Source organism: Bradyrhizobium sp. TM102 (genome assembly GCF_009176685.1).
GTDB classification, from domain to species: Bacteria; Pseudomonadota; Alphaproteobacteria; order Rhizobiales; family Xanthobacteraceae; genus Bradyrhizobium; species Bradyrhizobium ottawaense.
The window spans coordinates 3,717,782-3,739,934 of the sequence record NZ_AP021855.1 but is presented as its reverse complement, the minus strand read 5'-3'; the positions used below and the strand labels follow the sequence as shown (position 1 = coordinate 3,739,934).

General features: G+C 66.0%; 22 protein-coding genes. 8 read left to right on the top strand and 14 right to left on the bottom strand.

From position 1 onward, the window contains the following. Positions 1-433: 433 nt before the first annotated feature. The 7 genes from gatB to GDN70_RS17870 form a co-directional block, all read right to left on the bottom strand. Positions 434-1,912: an Asp-tRNA(Asn)/Glu-tRNA(Gln) amidotransferase subunit GatB gene (gene gatB, locus GDN70_RS17900; protein WP_038972463.1), complete on the bottom strand. Its 1,479-nt coding sequence runs from the start codon at positions 1,910-1,912 to the stop codon at positions 434-436. Continuing rightward, complete coding sequence (locus GDN70_RS17895; RefSeq protein WP_028143920.1) at positions 1,909-2,211, bottom strand: hypothetical protein; 303 nt, start codon at positions 2,209-2,211, stop codon at positions 1,909-1,911. Before GDN70_RS17895 ends, gatB begins: the two co-directional genes overlap by 4 nt. Next, the gene (gene gatA, locus GDN70_RS17890; RefSeq protein ID WP_038950287.1) at positions 2,202-3,677 is read right to left on the bottom strand and encodes an Asp-tRNA(Asn)/Glu-tRNA(Gln) amidotransferase subunit GatA; all 1,476 of its coding nucleotides are present in this window, start codon (positions 3,675-3,677) and stop codon (positions 2,202-2,204) included. Before gatA ends, GDN70_RS17895 begins: the two co-directional genes overlap by 10 nt. Then, on the bottom strand, positions 3,674-3,886 hold the full coding sequence (locus tag GDN70_RS17885; RefSeq protein WP_018321091.1) for a hypothetical protein: 213 nt from the start codon (positions 3,884-3,886) through the stop codon (positions 3,674-3,676). Before GDN70_RS17885 ends, gatA begins: the two co-directional genes overlap by 4 nt. 18 nt (positions 3,887-3,904) lie before the next feature. Next, a complete protein-coding gene (gene gatC / locus GDN70_RS17880) occupies positions 3,905-4,192 on the bottom strand; it encodes an Asp-tRNA(Asn)/Glu-tRNA(Gln) amidotransferase subunit GatC (protein ID WP_028143922.1) in 288 nt (95 codons plus the stop codon). Between the two features lie 75 nt (positions 4,193-4,267). Further along, positions 4,268-5,344 (bottom strand): nitronate monooxygenase family protein, encoded by a 1,077-nt coding sequence (locus GDN70_RS17875; protein WP_038972462.1) that lies wholly within the window; start codon positions 5,342-5,344, stop codon positions 4,268-4,270. A 17-nt stretch (positions 5,345-5,361) separates the two neighbouring features. Further along, entirely contained in the window at positions 5,362-6,339 is a 978-nt protein-coding gene (locus GDN70_RS17870) for a nitronate monooxygenase family protein (protein WP_038972461.1), read from the bottom strand. 95 nt (positions 6,340-6,434) lie between these two features. On the opposite strand from GDN70_RS17870, the gene GDN70_RS17865 reads away from it, so the two are divergent. Then, positions 6,435-7,325 (top strand): LysR family transcriptional regulator, encoded by an 891-nt coding sequence (locus GDN70_RS17865; protein WP_152102850.1) that lies wholly within the window; start codon positions 6,435-6,437, stop codon positions 7,323-7,325. A 30-nt stretch (positions 7,326-7,355) separates the two neighbouring features. Here the strand turns inward: GDN70_RS17865 and GDN70_RS17860 are convergent, their stop codons facing one another. Continuing rightward, positions 7,356-9,575, bottom strand: a complete 2,220-nt coding sequence (locus tag GDN70_RS17860; RefSeq protein ID WP_152102849.1) for a DNA/RNA non-specific endonuclease — start codon at positions 9,573-9,575, stop codon at positions 7,356-7,358. Between the two features lie 269 nt (positions 9,576-9,844). Next, complete coding sequence (locus tag GDN70_RS17855) at positions 9,845-10,093, bottom strand: hypothetical protein (RefSeq protein WP_038950294.1); 249 nt, start codon at positions 10,091-10,093, stop codon at positions 9,845-9,847. Between the two features lie 46 nt (positions 10,094-10,139). Between GDN70_RS17855 and ruvX the strand changes: the two genes are divergently transcribed. Together ruvX and GDN70_RS17845 are read left to right on the top strand one after the other, a co-directional pair. Further along, on the top strand, positions 10,140-10,625 hold the full coding sequence (ruvX, locus tag GDN70_RS17850; protein WP_028143927.1) for a Holliday junction resolvase RuvX: 486 nt from the start codon (positions 10,140-10,142) through the stop codon (positions 10,623-10,625). 3 nt (positions 10,626-10,628) lie between these two features. Continuing rightward, the gene (locus tag GDN70_RS17845) at positions 10,629-11,552 is read left to right on the top strand and encodes an AEC family transporter (protein WP_038972455.1); all 924 of its coding nucleotides are present in this window, start codon (positions 10,629-10,631) and stop codon (positions 11,550-11,552) included. Here GDN70_RS17845 and GDN70_RS17840 read toward each other — a convergent pair. From GDN70_RS17840 to GDN70_RS17830, 3 genes are read right to left on the bottom strand one after another with little or no spacing between them, the layout of a single operon-like run. Continuing rightward, positions 11,549-12,313 carry a CPBP family intramembrane glutamic endopeptidase gene (locus tag GDN70_RS17840; RefSeq protein WP_038972454.1) on the bottom strand — a complete coding sequence of 255 codons (765 nt, stop codon included), beginning with the start codon at positions 12,311-12,313 and terminating at the stop codon, positions 11,549-11,551. The two genes, GDN70_RS17845 and GDN70_RS17840, sit on opposite strands and share 4 nt — an antisense overlap. Positions 12,314-12,336: 23 nt before the next feature. Then, complete coding sequence (locus GDN70_RS17835) at positions 12,337-13,980, bottom strand: acyl-CoA dehydrogenase family protein (protein ID WP_038972453.1); 1,644 nt, start codon at positions 13,978-13,980, stop codon at positions 12,337-12,339. A gap of 21 nt (positions 13,981-14,001) precedes the next feature. Continuing rightward, entirely contained in the window at positions 14,002-14,760 is a 759-nt protein-coding gene (locus tag GDN70_RS17830; RefSeq protein ID WP_038972452.1) for a M15 family metallopeptidase, read from the bottom strand. A gap of 180 nt (positions 14,761-14,940) precedes the next feature. Here GDN70_RS17830 and GDN70_RS17825 point away from each other — a divergent pair, with 180 nt between their 5' ends. The 4 genes from GDN70_RS17825 to GDN70_RS17810 all read left to right on the top strand — a co-directional run bounded on the left by GDN70_RS17825 (position 14,941) and on the right by GDN70_RS17810 (position 19,199). Continuing rightward, entirely contained in the window at positions 14,941-15,888 is a 948-nt protein-coding gene (locus tag GDN70_RS17825; RefSeq protein WP_018321103.1) for an aspartate carbamoyltransferase catalytic subunit, read from the top strand. Between the two features lie 5 nt (positions 15,889-15,893). Next, positions 15,894-17,195: a dihydroorotase gene (locus GDN70_RS17820; RefSeq protein WP_038972458.1), complete on the top strand. Its 1,302-nt coding sequence runs from the start codon at positions 15,894-15,896 to the stop codon at positions 17,193-17,195. Positions 17,196-17,224: 29 nt separating this feature from the next. Then, positions 17,225-17,821: a glycerol-3-phosphate 1-O-acyltransferase PlsY gene (gene plsY, locus GDN70_RS17815; RefSeq protein WP_028143933.1), complete on the top strand. Its 597-nt coding sequence runs from the start codon at positions 17,225-17,227 to the stop codon at positions 17,819-17,821. Positions 17,822-17,993: 172 nt separating this feature from the next. Further along, a complete protein-coding gene (locus tag GDN70_RS17810) occupies positions 17,994-19,199 on the top strand; it encodes a patatin-like phospholipase family protein (protein ID WP_173015830.1) in 1,206 nt (401 codons plus the stop codon). On the opposite strand, the gene GDN70_RS17805 is transcribed toward GDN70_RS17810, so the two are convergent. Continuing rightward, a complete protein-coding gene (locus tag GDN70_RS17805) occupies positions 19,191-20,435 on the bottom strand; it encodes an amidase (RefSeq protein ID WP_152102847.1) in 1,245 nt (414 codons plus the stop codon). The genes GDN70_RS17810 and GDN70_RS17805 overlap by 9 nt on opposite strands. A gap of 115 nt (positions 20,436-20,550) precedes the next feature. Between GDN70_RS17805 and dprA the strand changes: the two genes are divergently transcribed. Beyond that, positions 20,551-21,669: a DNA-processing protein DprA gene (gene dprA, locus GDN70_RS17800; RefSeq protein WP_152102846.1), complete on the top strand. Its 1,119-nt coding sequence runs from the start codon at positions 20,551-20,553 to the stop codon at positions 21,667-21,669. Here the strand turns inward: dprA and GDN70_RS17795 are convergent. Next, on the bottom strand, positions 21,666-22,088 hold the full coding sequence (locus GDN70_RS17795; protein WP_152102845.1) for a helix-turn-helix domain-containing protein: 423 nt from the start codon (positions 22,086-22,088) through the stop codon (positions 21,666-21,668). The two genes, dprA and GDN70_RS17795, sit on opposite strands and share 4 nt — an antisense overlap. Between the last annotated feature and the right edge of the window lie 65 nt (positions 22,089-22,153).

Below are 22,153 nucleotides of genomic sequence, written 5' to 3'. Positions count from 1 at the left end.
TGCGCTTGGCGAGCGCGATGCAAGCACGCTGCATGACGCGTTTGCACGATCGCACAGAGTGCCCGCATCGTCGATGTCTGCGAGAGATGCGATTGCAGAAAACTCTATGCAGCAAGTATTTTCCTGCACGCGCGCATCGCGCACGATCGACCCGACGGTGCGCATCGTGACGGTCGAGATCACCTTGCAAAGGCGTTTCGCGGACTCTGAGTCGCGATTTTTGGCAACGAAATTATTTTCATGCTTAACGGCGCGAGCGCTCGCCAGAGCGTGTGCGAGCCGCCTTTTTGCGCGAATCGCGTGACGGCGATTCGGCCGTCGCATCGCCTCTGGTCGGGATGAAGTTTGCCGCTGAGGATGCGCGCGAGCGTCGCATCACGAACCGAAAGCGAGGTGACGAAGCGTGTCCGTCACCTCGTTCGAACGCGCGACGCTAGACGCCGAGCTTGGACTTGAGCAGGTCGTTGACGCTCTGCGGGTTGGCCTTGCCGCCGGAGGCCTTCATCACCTGGCCGACGAACCAGCCGAGCGACTGCGGCTTGTCCTTCACCTGCGCGGCCTTGTCGGGATTGGCCGCGATGATGTCGTCGACAACCTTTTCGATCGCCGAAAGATCCGTGACCTGCTTCATGCCGCGGCTTTCGACCAGCGCGCGGGGATCGCCGCCCTCTTGCCAGACGATCTCGAACAGATCCTTGGCGATCTTGCCCGAGATCGTGCCCTCGCCGATCAGGTCGATGATCCCCGAGAGCTGCTCGGCGCCCACCGGAGAGCCCGTAATATCCCGGCCTTCCTTGTTGAGACGGCCGAACAGCTCGTTGATCACCCAGTTCGCCGCCATCTTGCCGTCGCGCGCGCGGTTGCCGAGCTTGTCGAGCACTGTCTCGTAGAACACCGCGCTCTCGCGCTCGGCGACGAGCACGCTCGCATCATAGGCCGACAGGCCGAGATCGGCGACGAAGCGCGTCTTCTTCTGGTCCGGCAGCTCGGGGAGCTCAGCCTTCAGCTCGTCGACGAATTCCTGGCTGAACTCCAGCGGCAGCAGGTCGGGATCGGGGAAGTAGCGATAGTCGTGCGCCTCTTCCTTGGACCGCATCGAGCGGGTCTCGCCCTTGTTGGGATCGAACCGACGCGTCTCCTGCTCGATCTGACCGCCGTCCTCCAGGATCTCGATCTGGCGCCGCGCTTCATACTCGATCGCCTGGCCGATGAAGGTGATCGAGTTCATGTTCTTGATTTCGCAGCGGGTGCCGAGCGGCGCGCCGGGCTTGCGCACGGACACATTGACGTCGGCGCGCAAGGATCCCTTCTCCATGTCACCGTCACAGGTGCCGAGGTAGCGCATGATCGAGCGCAGCTTGGTCACATAGGCCTTGGCCTGCTCGGCGTCGCGGATATCCGGTTTCGAGACAATCTCCATCAGCGCCACGCCGCAGCGATTGAAATCGATGTAGGACAGCGACGGCGACCGGTCGTGCAGCATTTTGCCCGGATCCTGCTCCAGATGCAGCCGCTCGATGCCGATGGAGACACTGCGGCCGCCGTCGAGATCGACGATCACCTCGCCCTCGCCCACGACCGGCGACTTGTACTGGCTGATCTGGTAGCCCTGCGGCAGGTCTGGATAGAAATAGTTCTTGCGGTCGAACACCGAGCGCAGATTGATCTGCGCGTTGAGACCGAGCCCGGTCCGGACAGCCTGCCTGACGCATTCCTCGTTGATGACGGGCAGCATGCCCGGCATCGCGGCATCGACCAGCGAGACGTGCGTGTTCGGCTCGCCGCCGAACGCGGTGGAGGCGCCCGAGAACAGTTTCGACTTCGACGTCACCTGAGCATGGATCTCCATGCCGATGACCACCTCCCAGTCACCGGTGGCGCCCTTGAGAAGCTTGTGCGTGGCCGTGCTCATGTCGTGCTCCCGAGCAGCGTGACAGCGATCCGCTCCCACTCCGCTTCCAATGAATCCTTTGCAGCCGGCTGGCCGGCCTGGCGGTACCAGTAGCCGGCGTTGCCGAGATCGCCCTCGACGCGGTGCAGGTAGGCGTGCACCCAGGCTGCGTCGCGACCCTGCTCGTCCTGGACGATCTTGTGGGCGCGGTCCCAGTCCCCCTTCGCGGCCCACCACAGGCCGGCGAGCGGCGCGCTCAGGTGTGGCGCGGGCGCCGCGCCGTCGAGGCTCGCGATGAACGCCGCGGCATTCACCACCACCTCGCGGGCGTGAAGCGGCCGGCCGCCTGCTCGATCACCTCGCCGAGCGAGAACAGCGTCTCCTCCTCGAACGGACGGCCGATCAGCTGCAGGCCGAGCGGCAGGCCCTGCGCATCCTTGCCGGCGGGCACCGCGATGCCGGGCAGGCCCGCCATGTTCACGGTCACCGTGAAGATGTCGTTGAGATACATCTCGACCGGATCGGCGCCGCCCTTCTCGCCGATGCCGAAGGCCGCCGACGGCGTCGCCGGCGTCAGGATCGCGTCGACGCCCCTGGCGAAGCAATCCTCGAAATCCTTCTTGATCAGCGTGCGCACCTTCTGGGCGCGCAAATAGTAGGCGTCGTAATAGCCGGCCGAGAGCACATAGGTGCCGATCATGACGCGGCGGCGGACCTCCGCACCAAAACCTTCGGCGCGGGTGTTCTCGTAGAGCTCGGTGATGTTCTTGGCCTGCTCGCGCAGGCCGTAGCGGACGCCGTCATAGCGCGCGAGGTTCGAGGACGCTTCCGCCGGCGCCACGATGTAATAGGCCGGCAGTGCGTATTTGGTGTGCGGCAGCGACACCTCGACCAGTTCGGCGCCGGCCGCCTTCAGCCACGCCGCGCCCTCGCTCCAGAGTTTTTCGATCTCGGCCGGCATGCCGTCGAGGCGGTACTCCTTGGGAATGCCGATCTTCATGCCCTTCACGGACTTGCCGATCGCCGCCTCGTAATCGGGCACGGGAATGTCGACCGAGGTCGTGTCCTTCGGGTCATGGCCGGCCATCGAGCGCAGCAGCATCGCGGAATCGCGCACGCTGCGCGCAATGGGACCTGCCTGGTCGAGCGAGGAGGCAAAGGCGACGATGCCCCAGCGCGAGCAGCGGCCATAGGTCGGCTTGATGCCGACGGTCGCGGTGAACGCCGCCGGCTGGCGGATCGAGCCGCCGGTGTCGGTCGCGGTCGCGCCCATGCACAGCAGCGCCGCCACCGCCGAGGCAGAGCCGCCGGACGAGCCACCCGGCACCAGCGTGGTGTTGCTTCCCTCGCGCCGCCAGGGATTGCCGACGGGACCGAAGCACGAGGTCTCGTTCGCCGAGCCCATCGCGAACTCGTCATTGTTCAGCTTGCCGAGCATCACCGCACCGTCGCGCCACAGCTGCGAGGTGATGGTGGACTCGTAGGTCGGCACGAAATTGCCGAGGATCTTCGAGCATGCGGTGGTGCGCACGCCCTTGGTCGCGAACAGATCCTTGATGCCGAGCGGGATCCCGGCGAGCGGACCGGCATCGCCCTTGGCGATCTTCTCGTCCACGGCCCTGGCCATGTCGCGCGCCTGCTCCGGCGTCTCCATCACGAAGGCGTTGAGCACCCGCGCGGCTTCGATGGCGCTCAGATGCGCGTCGGTCAGCTCGAGGGACGTGAAAGTCTTGTCGGCGAGACCCTTGCGGGCCTCGGCGAGCGTCAGCGATGTCAAATCGGTCATTTATTGATCGGGCTGCAGAAGAACGGAGACAGGGTCTTGTCGTTGGCCGGGTCGTCTTTTTTGGCGGCGGCATTGGCGGCGGCCTCGATCTCGTCGAGCACGGCATTGACGGCGACGTTGGGATCGGCAGCCTTGCCCTGCCGCTCCATCTTGTCGAGATAGTTCATGTAGGCCTGATAGGCCTTCTCATCGTCGCAAAGCAGACACATCGGACCACGTCCTAAAAATTACTCGACGACCTTGGGCACCAGGAAGAAGTGACCTTCGGTCGCGGGCGCGTTGGCAACGATATCGTCGGCGATCTCGCCGTCATCGACCACGTCCTGCCGCTTCTTCATCTGCATCGGGGTGACCGAGGTCATGGGCTCCACGCCCTCGACATTGACCTCGGAGAGCTGCTCGACGAAGGCGAGCATGGCGTTGAGCTCGCCCTGCAGATGCGGAACCTCGCCCTCGGAAACCGCGATGCGCGCCAGATGCGCGATGCGGCGGACGGTAGCGGCGTCGACGGACATTATATAAGGCCTCTCACGGCAAAACCTATGTGCCGTATAGCAGAGGCCGGTTTTGCGCCGCAACCGGGGCCGGAGCTACCCAGCCAGCGCTTTCATGCGGGCCAGCGCCGATTTGGCGAGATCCCGGGTCAATTCGGCGGCGGGGAGGTCCCGCCCCATGGCGATCGCCTGCCCCGCCCAAAGATTGGTGAAGTCCGCGCGGCCCTGCTTCTCCGCCGCCGCCTTCAACGGCACCAGCGCCGTTGCCGCATGGGGAAATGGCGGCGCATCCGGGCAGATTGGACCGGCTTCGCGCATCAGCCTGTTCTGGACGCCGCGGGCCGGCCGCCCGGTCATGACGTTGGTGATGACGGTGGAATCATCGCGTCCTTCCGCCAGTGCCGCGCGCCCCGCCGCGGTCACTTTGGATTCAGGACAGCGCAGGTAAGCGCTTCCGATCTGCACACCGGAGGCGCCCAGCGCGAAAGCTGCCGCGATGCCGCGCCCGTCCCCAATGCCGCCGGCCACGATCACCGGCACCTTCACGGCATCGACAATCTGCGGCACCAACGCAAGATTGCCGGGCTGCTCGCTTATCTTCTCGGTCAGGAACATGCCGCGATGGCCGCCGGCCTCCGCGCCTTGCGCGATCACCGCGTCGACACCGCGCTGGTCGAGCCAGACGGCTTCCTTCACGGTGGTCGCCGAGGCGATCACGAGACACCCGGCTGCCCTGATGCGGTCGAGGAAGGCCTGCTCCGGGAGCCCGAAATGGAAGCTCACGACCTCCGGCTTCAGCTCCTCCACGAGCGCGCAGGTCGCCGCATCGAACGGGGCCCGGTTGGCGGCATTGACCGGCGCCGCCGGATCGAGGCCATGTTCCCTGTAATAGCCCGCGAGGCGTTGCTTCCAGCGCGCCTCGGCCTCCGCCGTGAGCTCGACCGGCGTGTGGCAGAAGAAGTTCAGATTGACCGGCGCTGTGACGCCGTTGCGGATGATCCTGACCTGCTCGCGTATCTTGTCCGGCGACAGCATCGCGCACGGCAGCGACCCCAGCGCTCCGCCTTGCGCCGCGGCGATCACCAGCTCCGCATCCATCACACCGGCCATCGGCGCCAGCACGATCGGAAATTCGGTCTTGAAGAGGTCGATCAGTCGACGGTCAGGCCACATGGTTGTTCTCTCTAGGTTCAGGCGACTGACGCAATGGAGTTGCGCCGTCCGGCAAGGAGCTGTTCGGCTTCAATCGCAATCCGCTCGACGAGTTCGGCTGCGGGCGGAATATCATGAATCAGGCCAACCGCCTCGCCGGCAAAGACCGCGGCGACCTCGAAATCGCCCGCGGCCTTCGCCGCAGCATACTCGACGGCGACCTCGCTCGCGCGCTGCATCAGCTCGATCTCGCGGCCGGTCCAGCGCCTGATGTGATCATTGACCAGGGTTCGCGCGGTGAACGGGGCCGGCCAGAACAGGCTGCGCGACCAGTCGGCAATGACGCCGCGCACGGTGTCATTGCCGTCAGCGCTGCGAATGCGCTCCTTGGCCTCCTGCGCCCCGTTAGCCTCCGCGCTCGCATAGAAACGGGTGCCGATCAGCACACCGGCTGCGCCCAGCATCATCATTGCGGCAAGGCCCCGGCCGTCGGCGATCCCGCCCGCCGCGACGACCGGCACGCGTCCGGCCGCGAGATCGACGATCGCCGGCACGATATCGACGGTGGTGCGCGATGCGCCATGGCCGCCGGCTTCGGTGCCTTGCGCGATCAGGATATCCGCGCCGGCATCGAGCGCCTGCCTGGCGATGTCCTCGCTCTGCACCTGGCAGATCAGTCGCACGCCGCACGCCTTGATGCGCGGCGCGAATGGCGCGGGATCGCCGAACGACAGCATCACGGCCTGCGGGCGAGCGTCGAGCGCGATGTCGAGCAGCTCGGGCTGCTTCGCCAGGCTCCAGGTGATGAAGCCGATGCCGAACGGCGCAAAGCCCTTCAGCTCTGCGGCCTCCATCTGAAGTCGGACACGGTCACCGTATCCACCACCCAGGATGCCGAATCCGCCGGCCTCGCTGACAGCGCGCGTCAGCCGGCTGCCGGCGATCGTATCCATGGGAGCCGACAAGATCGGATGCCTGATCCCCAGCAACTCCGTCAGCGGCGTGGCAATCGGCATGAGTCCTCCTGCTCTGGACAGGAAGATTAGGCGCGAATATCATTCTTCAAAATTGAATTCTACAGAACGCTGCCATCTCGAAAGAGAAACGGGCCATGGAACTCAGCGATCTCAACACCTTTGCCGCAGTCGCCCGCGCCGGCGGCATCACTCGCGCCGCGGAAGAGCTGAACACCGTGCAATCCAACGTCACCCAGCGCGTGAAGGCGCTGGAGGCGGAGATCGGCACGCCGCTGTTCGAACGCCACAGCCGGGGCATGACGCTGACCGGCGCCGGCAAGCGCCTCCTGCCCTACGCTCAAAAGATGGCGGCGCTGTCGCGCGAGGCCGTGCTGGCCGCGCGCGACGATGGCGAGCCCAAGGGACCGCTTGCGATCGGCTCAATGGAAACGACCGCGGCGGTGCGGCTGCCGCCGCTGCTCGCCGATTTCCACCGCCGCTTTCCTGCCGTGCGCCTTTCCTTGCGTACCGCGCCGACCGCCGACCTCGTCGCCGGCGTGCTCGAAGGTGCGCTCGATGGTGCCTTCGTCGCAGGTCCGATCGCGCATGACGACCTCGCTGCGACGAGCGCCTTCCGCGAGGAGCTGGTGCTGGTCAGCGCGCGTCGCTGGGCCTCGCTTGCCGAGCTGCGCGCCGGCACGCCGGAGTCCGGCCCGACCGCGCTGGTATTCCGCACCGGCTGCACCTACCGCCAGCGGCTCGAGCAGATCTTCGTCGAGTTCGGCTGGCCTTCCGCCGCACGCTTCGAGCTCGGCACGCTCGACGGCATGATCGGCTGCGTCGCCGCCGACATGGGCGTGACGTTGCTGCCGCGCGCGGTCGTCGAACGTAGCGCAATGAATGGCACCGTCTCGATCCACACCCTGAGCCCGTCGCAAGCGCGGGTCGAGACACTGTTCATCCAGCGTCGCGCCGGCCATCAAACCAGCGCGCTCTGCAGTTTTGCCGCTTGCCTGAAGACTGACGAGGACGTCATCGCGGCCTGACGCGGTGACGCCGCGTCAGGCGGCGCTGTTCTAGAGTCGAATGTCCTCATAGGACTCGATCCGCCGCGGACCGACCGAGGTCGCCTCGTGCGAATCCGCGTCGGCGAGATTGCCGAAGTCGAGCTTGGTCAATTTCGCCAGGTCCGCGATCGAGACCTGGAAGACGCTGACATCCTCCTCCGACATCTTTTCGCGCAGGTCCACCTCCTGGATGCGATCGATTTCCATGACCAGCTTTCGCTGGCTCATCAGGAATGCTGCCGCCTTGAGAGCGTCGTCATCCTCGTTGCGTCGGATCAGGATCTTCCAGAAATATTTCGGGATTTGAACGCCGCCGAAGCTTGGATCCTTGTGCGGCCGGCCGGCCGGATTGGGCAGATCGGATCCGTCGGCGTCCGGCCCGTCGAACACCGGACCGTTCATGACGATGCCCTTCTCCTCCCCTTCGAGCAGGACGTCGCGCGTGTAATCCTCGAGGCCCGCCCAGAGCTGCTTGCCCTGGTTGAACGAGAAGAACTGCGGCGAGCAATTGGTGAAGTGGAAGGAATCGTCGCCGTGCTGCTTGGCCGCGGCGACGGTGTCGCCCCAGGTCGCATCGAGGCGGCGCACGAGATGACCGCGATCGAACGGGTTCTTGCTGCGGTCCGCCTCGAAGGTGGCCTGCTTGCGGTAGAACTCGTCGCCGATCTGGGCATCGTCGTCGATGCGCGGATCGCGCAACCAGGAATCGCCTTCGCGCTTGCCGACGTCCTGTTGCTGTCCGCCGTCGATATTGACACAGCTGAAGAAGGCGAGCCGGCGCTCCTTGTTCATGACGACGCTGTAGTTGAAGTATTTCAGCTCGGACTGCCTGGAGCTTCCCTTCAGCGTCGCGATCCGGGACTTGAGAGCGGCCGGAATCTTCGGCAGGGCCACCGAGAATTTACCGGTGCCGAGAAAATTCGCTTTGTATCCGGGACGCGATTTCAGCGTGCTCTGATCGATATGCACGGCCTCCATGGGCAGGCCGTTCGCACTGATGCGAGGCAGGAGGCCGGCCGGCGGAGCGATCAACGGCTTGCTACCGTTCGGCATACCGCCGTTCTGCGTCCCTGCGTTACCCCCAGCCGGACCCGGCACGGGTACCAGCGGAGCGAACGGAATGTCCTTCCTGAACATCGGCAACGGCACCCGGATCGGGACCACCAGCGCGGCGCCGTCGAGCGACTGCTCGACCCAGATGTTGGCGCCGTAAGCGGGCGCGGCGACCGGTGCGCGGACCTTCTCGATCTCCTGCCGGTTCGGCGGCTCCTCCTCGTCCAGCACCGGCTTGATCAGGGGATGGGAGCCGACGGCCACTTTGAGATCGGCGACGATCGCGCTGATCCGGATGCCTTCATTGGCGATCCAGTCGATCGAGGATTCGTCCATCGACGACTTCCACACCTTGCCGTCCTTGGTCAGGGTGCGGCCCTGCGCATCCTTCCGGGGAACGCCGCTGTGATGCAGCGCGACCACCTGCCAGAAGCGATTGAATGCCGGCGAGCCCGACGATCCCGCCGTCGTATCGGTGTTGTACCAGAGGAAGTCGCCGACATATTTGAGCAGCTTGTTCTCGCGGACACAGACCTGCTTCATCTGCCCGCTGGGATGCTGGACGATGGTGAGGTACTCGCCGGGGTCTGCCTTGCCGGGCGCGCCGCTGAGCGGCAGCCATCCCCAATCCTCGAGCTCCTCCCCGCCCGACAGCGAGGTCGGCGCCACCGCGACGATCGAAAAATCCAGCCTGTCATTGGTGTAGAAGAATTTGCCCGGCTCGAAGCCGAACCGCACCGGCACGCGCTCCTGTCCAGAGACGTCGAGCTCGTAGTTGAAATCGGCGATCGAATTGGCGGCCTCGGCCGGCTTGCCGAAGACATGATGGTTGGTCAGCAACAGGCCCGGCCCGATCAGAAAGCCCGAGCCGTAGCCGAGCAGATTCGACTTGGGATCCCTGAGCTGAATGCGGCAGATCGAGCGCGAGGCCGCGGTCCCCTTGGCGAGATAATTGATGCTGTCGAGATCATTGCCCTGGATGATCCGCTCCAGGCCGATCTCGGCCTTCTCCACGTCCTGCGTCTCCGCCAGCAGCTGGCGCTGGCGCAGGCGCATCTTCTCGACGGTCATCTCGATCGGACCGTCGCCCAGTTTCCGGTTCAGGGCTTCGGGTGAGAACTCGGCTTGTTTGAATCGCCTTTCTGAGCCCGCGATCAGGCTTGGCTTGATGAGCATCGTGACCTCTCAAATGATTGGGCGAATATGGGACGTGGTCGGGGCGCATTAAAAATTTGCGCCAAGGTTGCAGCACGGGCGGGACTGCCGGTCGCTGCCGATCGTTCTGGAAATCGGGGCACGTGCCCCACACTACTTTAGACCTACATTTCTACCGCTTCACAACCATAGCGTCAATCGATGCGCGCTGCCGGAGACGCGACATCATGCCATGGCCCGCGACGTCACCCGTGTGAGATTTGCCACAAATGATCGATGCACTTTGTGCATCACGATTTCCCGCGCATGTTGCGGCCGCCGATAATCTGCGGCTTCAGCTGCCACCGCCGCAGCGCCACGACGGCCCAGACCGCTTCGACCAGACCGAACGGCCAGGCGCCCTGGAGAAAGCCGTAAGCCGAGCCGAGCGCGCAGGATGCGGCGAACCACAGCACGAACCAATGGCCGCGATCTTCCAGGGCGTAACTGACCAGCATCGCCGTGACGGCGAACAGACCGAATAATGTCAGCGCATCCATTGTTCCGGGTTCACTCCGCGGCGTAACGCGTGATATGCGCTACGCCATGCCGGCTCTTATCCTGCCTCTCGTCGATGCTGCAACCCACTGGCCCGCCCGCGGCGCGCTGGTCGGGCTCGACCTCGGCACCAAGACCATCGGCGTTGCCGTATCCGACCCGGACCGGCGGCTTGCGACCGGCGTCGAGACGATCCAGCGCAAGCAGTTCAAGCAGGACGCCGCCCGGCTGCTCGCGATTGCGGCCGAGCGCAGGGTGGTCGGCTTCGTGCTCGGCCTGCCCATCAACATGGACGGCAGCGAGGGTCCGCGCGCGCAATCCACCCGCGCCTTCGCCCGCAATCTCGCCGGCCTGACCGCCCTCCCCATCGGCCTGTGGGATGAGCGCCTCTCGACCGCGGCCGTCGAGCGCGAGCTGATCGGCATGGATGTCAGCCGCGCCAAGCGCGCCGAGGTCATCGACGAGCACGCCGCGATCTTCATCCTGCAAGGCGCGCTCGACCGCCTCGCCAATCTCCGTTCAGGGACCACCTGACCGATGGCCGTCGTGATTGCGGCGCTGCTGCCGGTCTTCATCCTCATCGTGCTCGGCATCGTGCTGAAGCGCAGCCTGATGCGGCTGGACACGCAGTGGCACGGGCTGGAGCGGCTGACCTATTTCGTGCTGTTTCCGATGCTGCTGATCCAGACGCTGGTGAAGGCCGACCTCTCCAAGGTGCCGGTCGCGGGTGTCGGCGGCGCGCTGCTGCTGTCGGCGCTGGCGATGTCGCTGCTCTGCCTCGCGCTGCGCCCTGCCTTGGCCCGGCTCGATATCGACGGCCCCGCCTTCACCTCGATCTTCCAGGGCGCGACGCGCTGGCAGACCTTCGTCGGGCTGTCGGTCGCCGCCAACATGTTCGGCGATGTCGGGCTGGCGCTCGCCTCCGTGGCGATGGTCGCGATCATTCCCCTCGTCAACGTGTTGAGCGTCGTGGTGCTCGCCCATTACGCCGCGCCGGAGAAGCAGTCAGCGCGGACCATCGTCATGACGGTGATCCGCAATCCCCTGATCTGGGCCTGCGCGATCGGGCTCTTCGTCAACGTCACCCACCTGCCGTTGCCAAAACTCTGGCACGAGGTGGCGGACGCGCTCAGCCGCTCCTCGCTCGCGATCGGCTTGCTCGTCACCGGCGCCGGTCTGCATCTCGAAGGCCTCTTGCGTCCAAGCCTGGCCGCGGCCATCGGCGTCGTCTTCAAGCTCGCGCTGATGCCTGCGCTGGCACTGGCGCTGGCCGTCTGGTTCGGACTGTCGGGCGACAGCCGCGCGATCGTGGCGATCTGCGCGGCGGTGCCGACCTCGTCCAGCGCCTATGTGATGGCGCGCCAGATGGGCGGCGATGCCCCGCTGCTGGCGCAGATCATCACGCTGCAGACGATTTTGGCGGCGATCACGATGCCGATCGCGATCGCGCTGGCGGCCTAGCTCCCTAGCCACATCGTCAGCACCACCGCGGTGAGATTGTTCAGCGCGTGCAGCACGATGGTGAGCCAGAGCGAATTCGCGCGATAGCGCATGTAGCCGAACCACAGGCCGATGGTGAAGACCTCGGCGAGGAAGTACATGTCGTATTGCAGGTGCACGACCGTCCAGACCAGCGACGACAGCAGGATCGCGCCCGGCACGCCCAAGAAGCTCGCCGACCAGCCGCGATAGAGGAAGCCGCGCGCCAGGATCTCCTCCGACATCGGCGCAGCCATGCTGAAGGCGAACAGCAGCAACAGCGCCGCGCCCTTGTCGCGGCCCGATTTCAAAAGATCGGTCATGAAGCCCGGCGTCGCCTCGCGGCCGAGCGCGCGCGACATCGTCTCCCAGACCAGCACCAGCAGGATGAGGCCGACCGCACCGAACAGCAGTTGCTTCCAGGACGGCCAGTGCAGCGCGAGATAGTCGACGAAGGAGGCTTTCTTGATGGCAATGGCGAGCCACACCGCCAGGAGCGTCGCCGGCAGGCCCATGATGACCGACAGCGCGAGCGCCTGCGGATCCTGGCCGACCGCCTGGAGCGAGGCGAAGTCCATGGGAAGACCACGCTGCACCACCAGCAGGACAACGGCGCCGATCTGCCCGACGAACATCGCCACGAAGACGAAGAGGCCCCACAGCGCGGTGCCCCAGAACATCCAGAGGCGCGGCGTCGCTGGCGTCACGGTCAACGGCGGATGGTCGGGATTGAGGGAATCCATCAGGAGGCTTTCGTTGGGAAGACTCACGGCAGCGCCCGCTCCAGCAGCGCGCGCATCTCGCCGCTCTCCAGCTCGACCGCGCCATACATGCTGGCGTGGGTCGCTGCGAGGCGCGTGGCGGCAAACAGTTCGGCGTGGCGCGGCGACACGCCGTTGAGCGCCGCAGCGGCGGCAAGCAGTGCCAGCTTCTCGACCGCAAGCCGCGCGACGCGCTCGCCATCGGCGCGGCGGAAGGTCTGACCGATGAACGCAATCGCTTCGCCTGCTCCGGGCAAGCCCTTCGTCTTGGCCGCAAGCGATTGCAGCACAGCCGTCGCCGCCTCCGGCTCGCGCGAGAGCGCCCGGAGCACGTCGAGGCACATCACGTTGCCGGAGCCCTCCCAGATCGCGTTGACCGGCGATTCCCGGTAGTGCCGCGCCAGAATGCCGTCCTCGACATAGCCGTTGCCGCCGAGGCATTCCATGGCCTCATAGAGGAACGGCGACGCACTCTTGCAGGTCCAGTATTTGATTGCGGGGGTCAGCAGCCGCATATAGGCGGCCTCCGCCGCATCGTGCGGCGTGCGGTCGAAGGCGCGGCAGAGCCGCATGACCAGGGCTGTGCTCGCCTCGACATGCAGCGCCATGTCCGACAGCACGGCCTGCATCAGCGGCTGATCGGCCAGATGTTTCTGGAACACGCTGCGGTGACGGGCGTGATGCAGCGCATGCGCAAGTCCCGAGCGCATCAGGCCGACGGAGGCGATCGCGCAATCCTGCCGCGTCAGCTGCACCATCTGGATGATGGTGCGGATGCCCTTGCCCTCCTCGCCGACCCGTTCGGCGTAGGCACCGACGAACTCGACTTCGGACGAGGCATTGGAGCGATTGCCGAGCTTGTCCTTCAGCCGCTGGAACTGGATCGCATTCACCGAACCATCCGGCGCAAAGCGCGGCATGAAGAAACAGGTCAGACCCTGCTCGGCCTGCGCCAGCACCAGGAACGCATCGCACATCGGCGCCGACATGAACCATTTGTGGCCGGTGATGCGATAGGCCTCGCCGTCGCGCACCGCACGCGTCATGTTGGCACGCACGTCGGTGCCGCCCTGCTTCTCGGTCATGCCCATGCCGAGAGTCATGCCGCGCTTCTGCCACCACGGCGCAAAGCTCGGGTCGTAGCTCCGGGTCGACAGCACCGGCATCACCCTGCCGAGCAGGTCCGGCTGCATTGCCAGCGCACCGACCGAGGCGCGCGTCATCGTAACAGGACAGAGGTGGCCGGTCTCGACTTGTGCGGCCATGTAGAATTTTGCGGCACGAATGACTTCGGCGGCATCGCCCGCAGGCTTGCCGTTCGCGGTCCAGGTCGAATTGTGGACGCCGGCATGAGCGCTGTGTGCCATCAGCTCATGATAGGCCGGGTGAAACTCGACCTGGTCGCGGCGATTGCCTTTTGCGTCGAAGGTGCGCAGCTTCGGCGTGCTCTCGTTCGCGACGCGCCCGCGATCGGCCATCGCGGCCGAGCCCCACTGCCTGCCGAACTCCGACAGCTCGCGTTCCGCCGCCGCGCCGCCATTGACCTTCACCGCATCGACCAGCGGCCGATCCACGGCGAACAGGTCGATATCCTCGAACGGCGGCGACTGGTTGAAGACCTCGTGGGTCGCGAAGCTCGGCTGGGTCATCAGGTTTCCTCGGCTCGGACTTTAGTTCCGGCGCGGCTGAATCGGGAAATCATAGGCTGCCCCGCCTGCCCCCGGCAGGGAAAAATGCCACCACTCCTTCGAATAGTTCACAAAGCCTTGCCTGGCCATCGCAGCCACCAGCCGCTTGCGCCAGGCGCGCTGCTCCGGTGTGATCGACGGTGCCGCAGTATGGCCCCTCGTGTCGGTGCAGTCGTAGCCGGTGCCCATGTCGACGCTGCCTTCCGGCGCGCGCGCTTCGACCGGCGCCGTGCAGTCGGCATAGGTCTTTGCCGCATCATATTTGGCGGCGTTGTCGGCTTTGAGATCGACCAAGGTGAGATCGAGCGCGGCACCCGTCGAATGCTGCGAGCGGCTCGCGATGTAGCCGAGGCGGAACAGCTCGGTCTTGGGGATCTTGGGATTGTAGCGCCGCTCGGCGGCCGTCTCATGGCCGTTCTGCGACCACTTGACCATGTCGAGCGAGGCCCGGGCCGGCCGGTAGCAGTCGAACATCTTCAGCGAGAGGTTTTGCGCCGCGAGCCTTTCTTGTACCGCCTTCAGCCGCAGCCCGACTTCGCGCTTCACCACGCATTCACCGGCATTGTAGCCGGCGAGCGGCCGGCCGACGAAATTGTTCGAGGTGGCGTAGCGGATGTCCTGGATGATGCCGGGATCGATCTCGCGCAGATAGACGAAGCCGCCGGGGAGCGATTGGGCCAACGCGGATGAGATGGAGGCGATTGTTAAAAGTACGATCAAAATCGATTTGATGGAGCGCATCTAAACTTCCCTGTCATTCCGGCGCGATGCGAAGCATCGAACCCGGAATCTCGAAATTCCGGGTCTGGCGCTTGCGCGCCATGCCGGAATGACCGTGTACCAGACTCCTCAGGGGATAACTCCCCGCCCCGGCATTGGCCCTTGCCCCCTCATGCATCCGCGCCTATAGCTCTCGTTTTAATGACATCGAAATCGACCTTCGTCCTCGGCCACCGGCATTTGCTGGGCATTGAGGGCCTTTCCGCGGCCGACATCACCGGCCTCCTCGACCTGTCCGAAGAATATGTCGAGCTCAACCGCCAGGTTGACAAGAAGCGCACCGTCCTGCGGGGACGGACGCAGGTGAACCTCTTCTTCGAGGCCTCCACCCGGACCCAATCCTCGTTCGAGCTCGCCGGCAAGCGCCTGGGCGCCGACGTCATGAACATGTCGGTGTCCTCCTCGTCCATGAAGAAGGGCGAGACGCTGATCGACACCGCGATGACGCTGAACGCGATGCACCCGGACATCCTGGTGATGCGCCATCACGCCTCCGGCGCGGTGGAACTGCTGGCGCGCAAGGTTGACGGTTCCGTGATCAATGCCGGCGACGGCGCCCATGAGCATCCGACCCAGGCCCTGCTCGACGCGCTCACCATCCGCCGCAACAAGGGCCGGATCGAAGGGCTCGTGGTCGCGATCTGCGGCGACGTGCTGCATTCGCGCGTCGCCCGCTCCAACATCATCCTGCTCAACACGATGGGCGCCCGCGTCCGCGTCGTCGGCCCGACCACGCTGCTGCCGCCGGGCATCGAGCGGATGGGCGTCGAGGTCGCGCGCGACATGCGAGAGGGGCTCAACGGCGCCGACATCGTCATGATGCTCCGGCTCCAGCGCGAGCGTATGAACGGCTCCTTCGTGCCGTCATCCAGCGAGTACTTCAACTATTTCGGGCTCGACCAGAAGAAGCTCGCCTACGCCAAGCCCGACGCACTGGTGATGCATCCGGGCCCCATGAACCGCGGCGTCGAGATCGACTCGATCGTGGCCGACGGCGCGCAATCCCTGATCCGCGAACAGGTGGAGATGGGTGTCGCCGTCCGCATGGCGGTGCTGGAAGCGCTCGCCCGCAACCTGCCGAACGCGTGATGCCGATGCTGACCGATCGCCGCCCCATCCTGCTCGCCAACGCCCGCGTCGTCGACCCCTCCCGGGATTTCGACGGTGTCGGCGACGTTCTCATCGCCGACGGCGCCATCCGCGAGACCCGCCGCGGCATCGGCGCGGCCGGCGTCCCCGAAGGCACCGACATCGTCAACTGCTCCGGCAAGATCGTCGCGCCCGGCCTGATCGACATGCGCGCCTTCGTCGGCGAGCCCGGCTTCAGCCATCGCGAGACCTTTGCCACAGCGAGCCAGGCGGCCGCGACCGGCGGCATCACCACCATCATCTGCCAGCCCGACACCTCTCCGGTGATCGATAATTCGGCGACCGTCGACTTCGTGATGCGCCGCGCCCGCGACACCGCGATCGTCAACATCCAGCCGATGGCAGCGCTCACCAAGGGCATGCACGGCGATGAGATGACCGAGTTCGGTCTGCTCAAGGCCGCGGGCGCGATCGCCTTCAGCGACGGCGTCAGAAGCGTGACCAATGCGCAGGTGATGCGGCGCGCGCTGACCTACGCGCGCGATTTCGACGCGCTGATCGTCCACTACACCGAAGACCCCGATCTCGTCGGCGAAGGCGTGATGAACGAGGGCGAGTTCGCCTCGCGGCTCGGCCTGATGGGCATCCCGAATGCCGCCGAGGCCGTGATCCTGGAACGCGACATGCGCCTCGTGGCGTTGACCGGCGGCCGCTATCACGCGGCCTCGCTGACCTGCATCGACTCGCTCGAGATCCTCCAGCGCGCCCGCGACGACGGGCTCGCCGTCAGCGCCTCGGTCTCGATCAACCATCTTGCGCTGAACGAGAACGACATCGGCCCCTACCGTTCCTTCCTGAAACTGTCGCCGCCGCTGCGAACCGAGGACGACCGCCGCGCGCTGGTGGCCGCAATCGCCTCCGGCCTGCTCGACGTCATCATGTCCGACCACAATCCGCAGGACGTCGAGGTCAAGCGCCTGCCGTTCGCCGAAGCCGCTCCCGGCGCCGTTGGTCTCGAAACCATGCTGCCCGCTGGCCTCCGCCTCGTGCACAATGGCGAGCTGGAACTGAAGACGCTGATCCGGGCGATGTCGACCCGGCCGGCCGAAATCCTGGGGCTACCGGGCGGAACCCTGCGCGCAGGCAGCCCGGCCGACGTCATCGTGATCGACCCCGATGTGCCCTGGGTGGTCGATCCCGCCGATCTCAAATCGCCCTGCAAGAACACCCCGTTCGACGAGGCCCGCTTTACAGGCCGCGTGGTGCGCACCATTGTCGGCGGACGCACGGTCTACGAGCATGTCTGACGTGAAATACAGCCTTTGGAGCTGCCGCCATGGGGCTTGAAGCATTTCTGCCGGTGGCCTTCGTCATCGGCTACCTCCTCGGCTCGATCCCGTTCGGGCTGGTCCTGACCAGGCTCGCCGGCACCCAGGATATCCGCTCGATCGGCTCCGGCAGCATCGGCGCCACCAATGTGCTGCGCACGGGACGCAAGAGCCTCGCCGCGGGCACCCTGCTGTTCGACGCGCTCAAGGGCACCGTGGCCGTGGTGATCGCCGGCTACATCGCAGGACCCAATGCCGCCATGGTGGCCGGGCTCGGTGCCTTCCTCGGCCACCTCTTCCCGGTCTGGCTCAAGTTCAAGGGCGGCAAGGGCGTGGCCGTCTATATCGGCATCCTGCTCGGACTGTTCTGGCCCGGCGCCGTCGTGTTCTGCCTGATCTGGCTGGCGACCGCCTTCACCACCCGCTACTCCTCGCTCTCCGCGCTGGTGGCGGCGTTCGTCACGCCGATGTTCCTGTGGTGGTTCGGGCACCTTGCGCTCGCAGCCTTGTTCGCGGTGCTGACGCTGCTCTTGTTCTACGCGCATCGCGAGAACATCAAGCGATTGCAAGCTGGCAAAGAAAGCCGGATCGGCGAGAAGGCGTAGTCGCTTCGAGGTCCGCGTCTAAAGCCGGGGCATCTACGGATACCGAAGCCCCCTCTCTGCGTTATATGTCAAATCCTGTTCGCAACTGCCGGCGCTTTCGCGGCAGGCAGTAGCGAATGTGTTCCATGCCTGTCATCCTGACAGTCGAGATGGCGTTACGCGGTTGCTCAGAATGAGCGAGAAGATGGTCGGCGCGCATGACGGGGTTGGTTCGCGAGGTGCGTTGCGCACCGCGGCAAGCCGGCTGCTCTCGACCACCGACATTTGGTCCGATGCGCCCTCGCCGCCTCCCGCGCCTCCTCCCGTCTTGCCGCCAGCGCCGCAGCCTGATCCGATCGCGCGAGCGCCAGTGACGGCCGAGGTAGTGACCGCGACCGCGCCCGTTGCGCCCGCGCAGCTACCCGCCGGCCAATGGCCGCCGAGAAAGCTCTCGCTGGCGCTGCAGGGCGGTGGCACCTTTGCCGCCTTCACCTGGGGCGTGCTGGAGCGGCTGCTGGAAGAGCCGATCGAGATCGACACCATCAGCGGCGCCAGTGCCGGCGCTATCAATGCGCTCCTGCTCGCCTCCGGCCTTGCCGAGGGCGGCCGCGAAGCTGCACGTAGCCGGCTGAGCCGGTTCTGGATCCGCCTGATGCACGAGGCCTCGTTCCGCTCGCTGATGCTGGTCGGCGGCTTTTCGCCGGCGGGAAGCTCGGTCGCGTTCGGTCCGACGCTGCGCTCCGGCCAGTTTGATCCTTTCGATCTCGATCCGCTGCGGCAGGCGCTATCGCGCGACATCGATTTCGCCGCGCTACTCAATCCGGACTGCCCGAAGCTCCTGATCGCGGCGACACGGATCCGCGACGGGCAGCAGCAGATCTTCCGCAACGATGCCATCACCGCCGACGTCGCGCTGGCCTCGACTTGTCCGCCCTTGGTTCACTGCGCCGTCGAGATCGAGGGCGAAGCCTATTGGGACGGCGGCTTAGGCGGCAATCCACCCTTGCTGCGGCTGACGCAGGACACGACGACGTCCGACGTCCTGCTCGTCCAGGTCACGCCGGCGCGCGACAGCTACGTGCCGATCACGCTCGCCGCGATCGATCGCCGGCTGGACCAGATCGCGGCCAACGCCGCCCTCAATGCCGAGATCGCGGCGATCGAATGGGCGCAGGCTCATGCCGCGCCGTCGCTGCGCCTCACCAGGATCGCGGCGGAAGATTCCGTTGACGGTCTGGCCCAACGTTCGTCCACCGATCTCGGCCGCGGCTTCATTCGCCTGCTGCACCGGAACGGTCGCGCAGCCGCCGAGCGCTGGCTCGGGCAAGGCACCGCCGTCAGTGCAGCTTCACCTGCATCCGATCAGCACATCGCGAGCAACGAGCCCGCGCTAGCCTGATTTCGCCAGCGCATCCTCGAGGAACCACGCCGTTGCCAGCGCGCGCGCGTCGTTGCCGAAGCGTGCGATCACCTGCACGCCGATCGGCAGGCCACCCGCCTTCAGCACGGGAACGTTGACGCAAGGATTGCCCATCAGCGTCCAGAGCCGGTTGTAGCGGGGGTCGCCTGTCGTCGCGAGCTCCTTGGCCGGAGCCGTGCCGGGCGCCGAATAGGTCAGGAGCACGTCGACGCCCTCGAACAATTCGCCGAGCTCGCGGCGGCCGCGACGGCTGATCCGGCGCGCCTCGTCATAGTCCTTCGGCGTCAGATGGGCGGTGGCATCGAGGCTTGCCCGCAGCATCGGCGCGATCTCGTCGTGACGCTCCGAAAACTCCCAGGCCAGCGCGCGATGCGCCTCGAAGTCCTGGACGATGGGATGGATGCGCCAGGCCTCCTGCACCGCCTCGGGCAGATCGATCGTCTGCACGCTGGCACCGGCGCGCTCCGCCGCCTTCACCGCGGCCAACAGGCCCTCTTCGGCCGCCGGCTCCACGGCGCCGGCGAACTCCTGCCTGACCACGCCGATGCGCGGCGCCTTCGCCGGGACGATGCCGGAAAATTCGCTGCGGCCGGTCATCGCGAGCAATCCGCACGCGAGATCCTCAGCGCGGGCGCCGAACAGGCCGACCGTGTCGAGCGCCCATGAATAGCATTTCACGCCGACCGTCGGCAGCATCCGGAACGACGGCTTGATCGCGGCAGTCCCGCAATAGGCCGCGGGCCGGATCACCGAGCCGCCAGTCTGGGTGCCCAGAGCCAGCGGGATCATGCCGGCACCGACGGCCGCCGCGGAACCCGCCGACGAGCCGCCCGGCGAGTGGCCGAAATTATGCGGATTGAGCGTCGGGGTCGGATCGCGCGAGGCGAACGCGGTCGTGGTGGTCTTGCCGATGATGGTGGCGCCTGCCCGCTTCAGCATCATGACAACAGGCGCATCGGCGCGCGGCTGCCAGCCGCGATAGATTTCCGAGCCCATCTCGGTCGGCATATTGGCGGTGTCGATGATGTCCTTGATGCCGACGGCGATACCGCGCAGCGGGCCGGCGCTTTGCGCCTTCGCGGATTTGTCGTGGCGGACGAAGGCGCGAACGTCCTTCTCCCTGGCCTCTATCGCCGCATGCGACTGGGCGATGGCGGCCTCGGGCGAAAGCTCCCCCGCTTCGATGCGGCGCTGGAGGTCGGCGAGTGAAATCATGGCAAAACCCTTCTTATTGGCATCGCTTTTAGCATCGGGGCGGGACCAGGCAAGCGCAGGTCGCTGTTGCGCAACGCCCTCAGGTTGTTCCATGCTGTGACTACAAGGAGACGCCGTGGACGCGATCAATCCGAGCGTGGAGCTGACCGAGGCTGACAGGATCGACCGCCTGCGGCTGATCCGCTCCGACAATGTCGGGCCGCGCACTTTTCGTTCGCTGGTGGATCATTTCGGCAGCCCGCGTGCTGCGCTGGAGCGGCTGCCTGATCTGGCGCGCCGCGGCGGCGCCCAGCGATCGGGGCGCATCTGCAGCGCCGACGAGGCCAAGGCCGAGCTCGCCGCGAGCCGCAAATTCGGCATCGCCTGGCGCGCGCCCGGCGAGGACGGCTATCCGGCCCGGCTGGCGATGATCGACGATGCGCCGCCGCTGCTCGCGGTGCGCGGCGATGCCCAAACCCTGATGCGGCCGATGATCGCGATCGTCGGCTCGCGCAACGCATCCGGCGCCGGGCTGAAATTCGCAGGCCTGCTGGCGCGCGAGCTTGGCGAAGCCGGTTTTATCGTCATCTCCGGGCTCGCCCGCGGCGTCGATCAGGCCGCGCATCGCGCCAGTGTCGCAAGCGGGACGATCGCGGTGCTCGCCGGCGGACATGATTGCATCTATCCGCCCGAGCATGGCGACCTGCTCGCAGGGATCCTCGACCACGCGGGGGCTGCGATCTCCGAGATGCCGCTCGGCCACGAGCCGCGCGCCCGCGACTTTCCTCGCCGCAACCGGCTGATCTCGGGCGCCTCGCTCGGCGTCGTCGTGGTGGAAGCGGCGCACCGCTCGGGCTCCCTGATCACCGCGCGCATGGCGGCCGAACAGGGCCGCGAGGTGTTCGCGGTCCCGGGCTCGCCGCTCGATCCGCGTGCCGCCGGCGCCAATGATCTGATCAAGCAGGGCGCGACCCTCGTCACCGAAGCTGCCGACATCATCAATGCTGTCGCACCGATCATGGAGCGGCCGCTGATGCACCCCGTCAGCGAGCCTGACAGCGAGCCGTTCGAGAGCGATCCGCAAGGCCACGACCGCGACCAGATCACCGGCCTGCTCGGCCCCACCCCCATCTCGATCGACGATCTCGTGCGGATGTCCGGCGCCTCGCCCGCGATCGTCCGCACCGTGCTGCTGGAGCTCGAGCTTGCCGGAAAGCTCGAACGTCACGGCGGCGGGTTGGTGTCGCTGCTTTAGCCTTCGTTGCGCTGGTCGAACTGCGTGCGCGCCGCCTCGATCTGCATCAGATGGTCGATCGCCCACTGCCCGAGCGCTTTCACCGGCTGTTGCAGCCCGCGGCCGAGATCGGTCAGCTCGTAATCGACGCGTGGCGGAATGGTCGGAAAGATCGTGCGCGTGACGAGGCCGTCGCGCTCCAGCCCGCGCAGCGTCAAGGTCAGCATGCGCTGCGAGATGCCGTTGATCATGCGCTTCAGCTCGTTGAAGCGCTTAGGCCCGTCGCTCAGCATCATGATGACGAACACGCTCCATTTGTCACCGACGCGAGACAGCACGGAGGCGACCCCACGGCAGTCCGCATGGTCGGGATGCGGCATTGGATCGGGCCTCGGCGTCGCAGGAAAACCAGTGTTCTCAAGTTTCAAAGATGTGCCCATGGCTCAAAAAAGTGCGTTCTTGCGGGGATTTTGACAGTCACTCATGTAGTCCTGGTTACAAACTT

What these genes read in the sequence shown, in the direction of transcription:
- GDN70_RS17825 (WP_018321103.1), top strand. Translation starts at nt 14,941, where the DNA reads ATGACATCGAAATCGACCTTCGTCCTCGGCCACCGGCATTTGCTGGGC.
- GDN70_RS17805 (WP_152102847.1), bottom strand. Translation starts at nt 20,435, where the DNA reads ATGATTTCACTCGCCGACCTCCAGCGCCGCATCGAAGCGGGGGAGCTT.
- GDN70_RS17830 (WP_038972452.1), bottom strand. Translation starts at nt 14,760, where the DNA reads ATGCGCTCCATCAAATCGATTTTGATCGTACTTTTAACAATCGCCTCC.
- GDN70_RS17820 (WP_038972458.1), top strand. Translation starts at nt 15,894, where the DNA reads ATGCTGACCGATCGCCGCCCCATCCTGCTCGCCAACGCCCGCGTCGTC.
- GDN70_RS17865 (WP_152102850.1), top strand. Translation starts at nt 6,435, where the DNA reads ATGGAACTCAGCGATCTCAACACCTTTGCCGCAGTCGCCCGCGCCGGC.
- GDN70_RS17810 (WP_173015830.1), top strand. Translation starts at nt 17,994, where the DNA reads ATGAGCGAGAAGATGGTCGGCGCGCATGACGGGGTTGGTTCGCGAGGT.
- GDN70_RS17860 (WP_152102849.1), bottom strand. Translation starts at nt 9,575, where the DNA reads ATGCTCATCAAGCCAAGCCTGATCGCGGGCTCAGAAAGGCGATTCAAA.
- GDN70_RS17885 (WP_018321091.1), bottom strand. Translation starts at nt 3,886, where the DNA reads ATGTGTCTGCTTTGCGACGATGAGAAGGCCTATCAGGCCTACATGAAC.
- gatB (WP_038972463.1), bottom strand. Translation starts at nt 1,912, where the DNA reads ATGAGCACGGCCACGCACAAGCTTCTCAAGGGCGCCACCGGTGACTGG.
- ruvX (WP_028143927.1), top strand. Translation starts at nt 10,140, where the DNA reads ATGCCGGCTCTTATCCTGCCTCTCGTCGATGCTGCAACCCACTGGCCC.
- gatC (WP_028143922.1), bottom strand. Translation starts at nt 4,192, where the DNA reads ATGTCCGTCGACGCCGCTACCGTCCGCCGCATCGCGCATCTGGCGCGC.
- GDN70_RS17845 (WP_038972455.1), top strand. Translation starts at nt 10,629, where the DNA reads ATGGCCGTCGTGATTGCGGCGCTGCTGCCGGTCTTCATCCTCATCGTG.
- GDN70_RS17875 (WP_038972462.1), bottom strand. Translation starts at nt 5,344, where the DNA reads ATGTGGCCTGACCGTCGACTGATCGACCTCTTCAAGACCGAATTTCCG.
- GDN70_RS17835 (WP_038972453.1), bottom strand. Translation starts at nt 13,980, where the DNA reads ATGACCCAGCCGAGCTTCGCGACCCACGAGGTCTTCAACCAGTCGCCG.
- GDN70_RS17855 (WP_038950294.1), bottom strand. Translation starts at nt 10,093, where the DNA reads ATGGATGCGCTGACATTATTCGGTCTGTTCGCCGTCACGGCGATGCTG.
- GDN70_RS17795 (WP_152102845.1), bottom strand. Translation starts at nt 22,088, where the DNA reads ATGGGCACATCTTTGAAACTTGAGAACACTGGTTTTCCTGCGACGCCG.
- GDN70_RS17840 (WP_038972454.1), bottom strand. Translation starts at nt 12,313, where the DNA reads ATGGATTCCCTCAATCCCGACCATCCGCCGTTGACCGTGACGCCAGCG.
- GDN70_RS17870 (WP_038972461.1), bottom strand. Translation starts at nt 6,339, where the DNA reads ATGCCGATTGCCACGCCGCTGACGGAGTTGCTGGGGATCAGGCATCCG.
- plsY (WP_028143933.1), top strand. Translation starts at nt 17,225, where the DNA reads ATGGGGCTTGAAGCATTTCTGCCGGTGGCCTTCGTCATCGGCTACCTC.
- gatA (WP_038950287.1), bottom strand. Translation starts at nt 3,677, where the DNA reads ATGACCGATTTGACATCGCTGACGCTCGCCGAGGCCCGCAAGGGTCTC.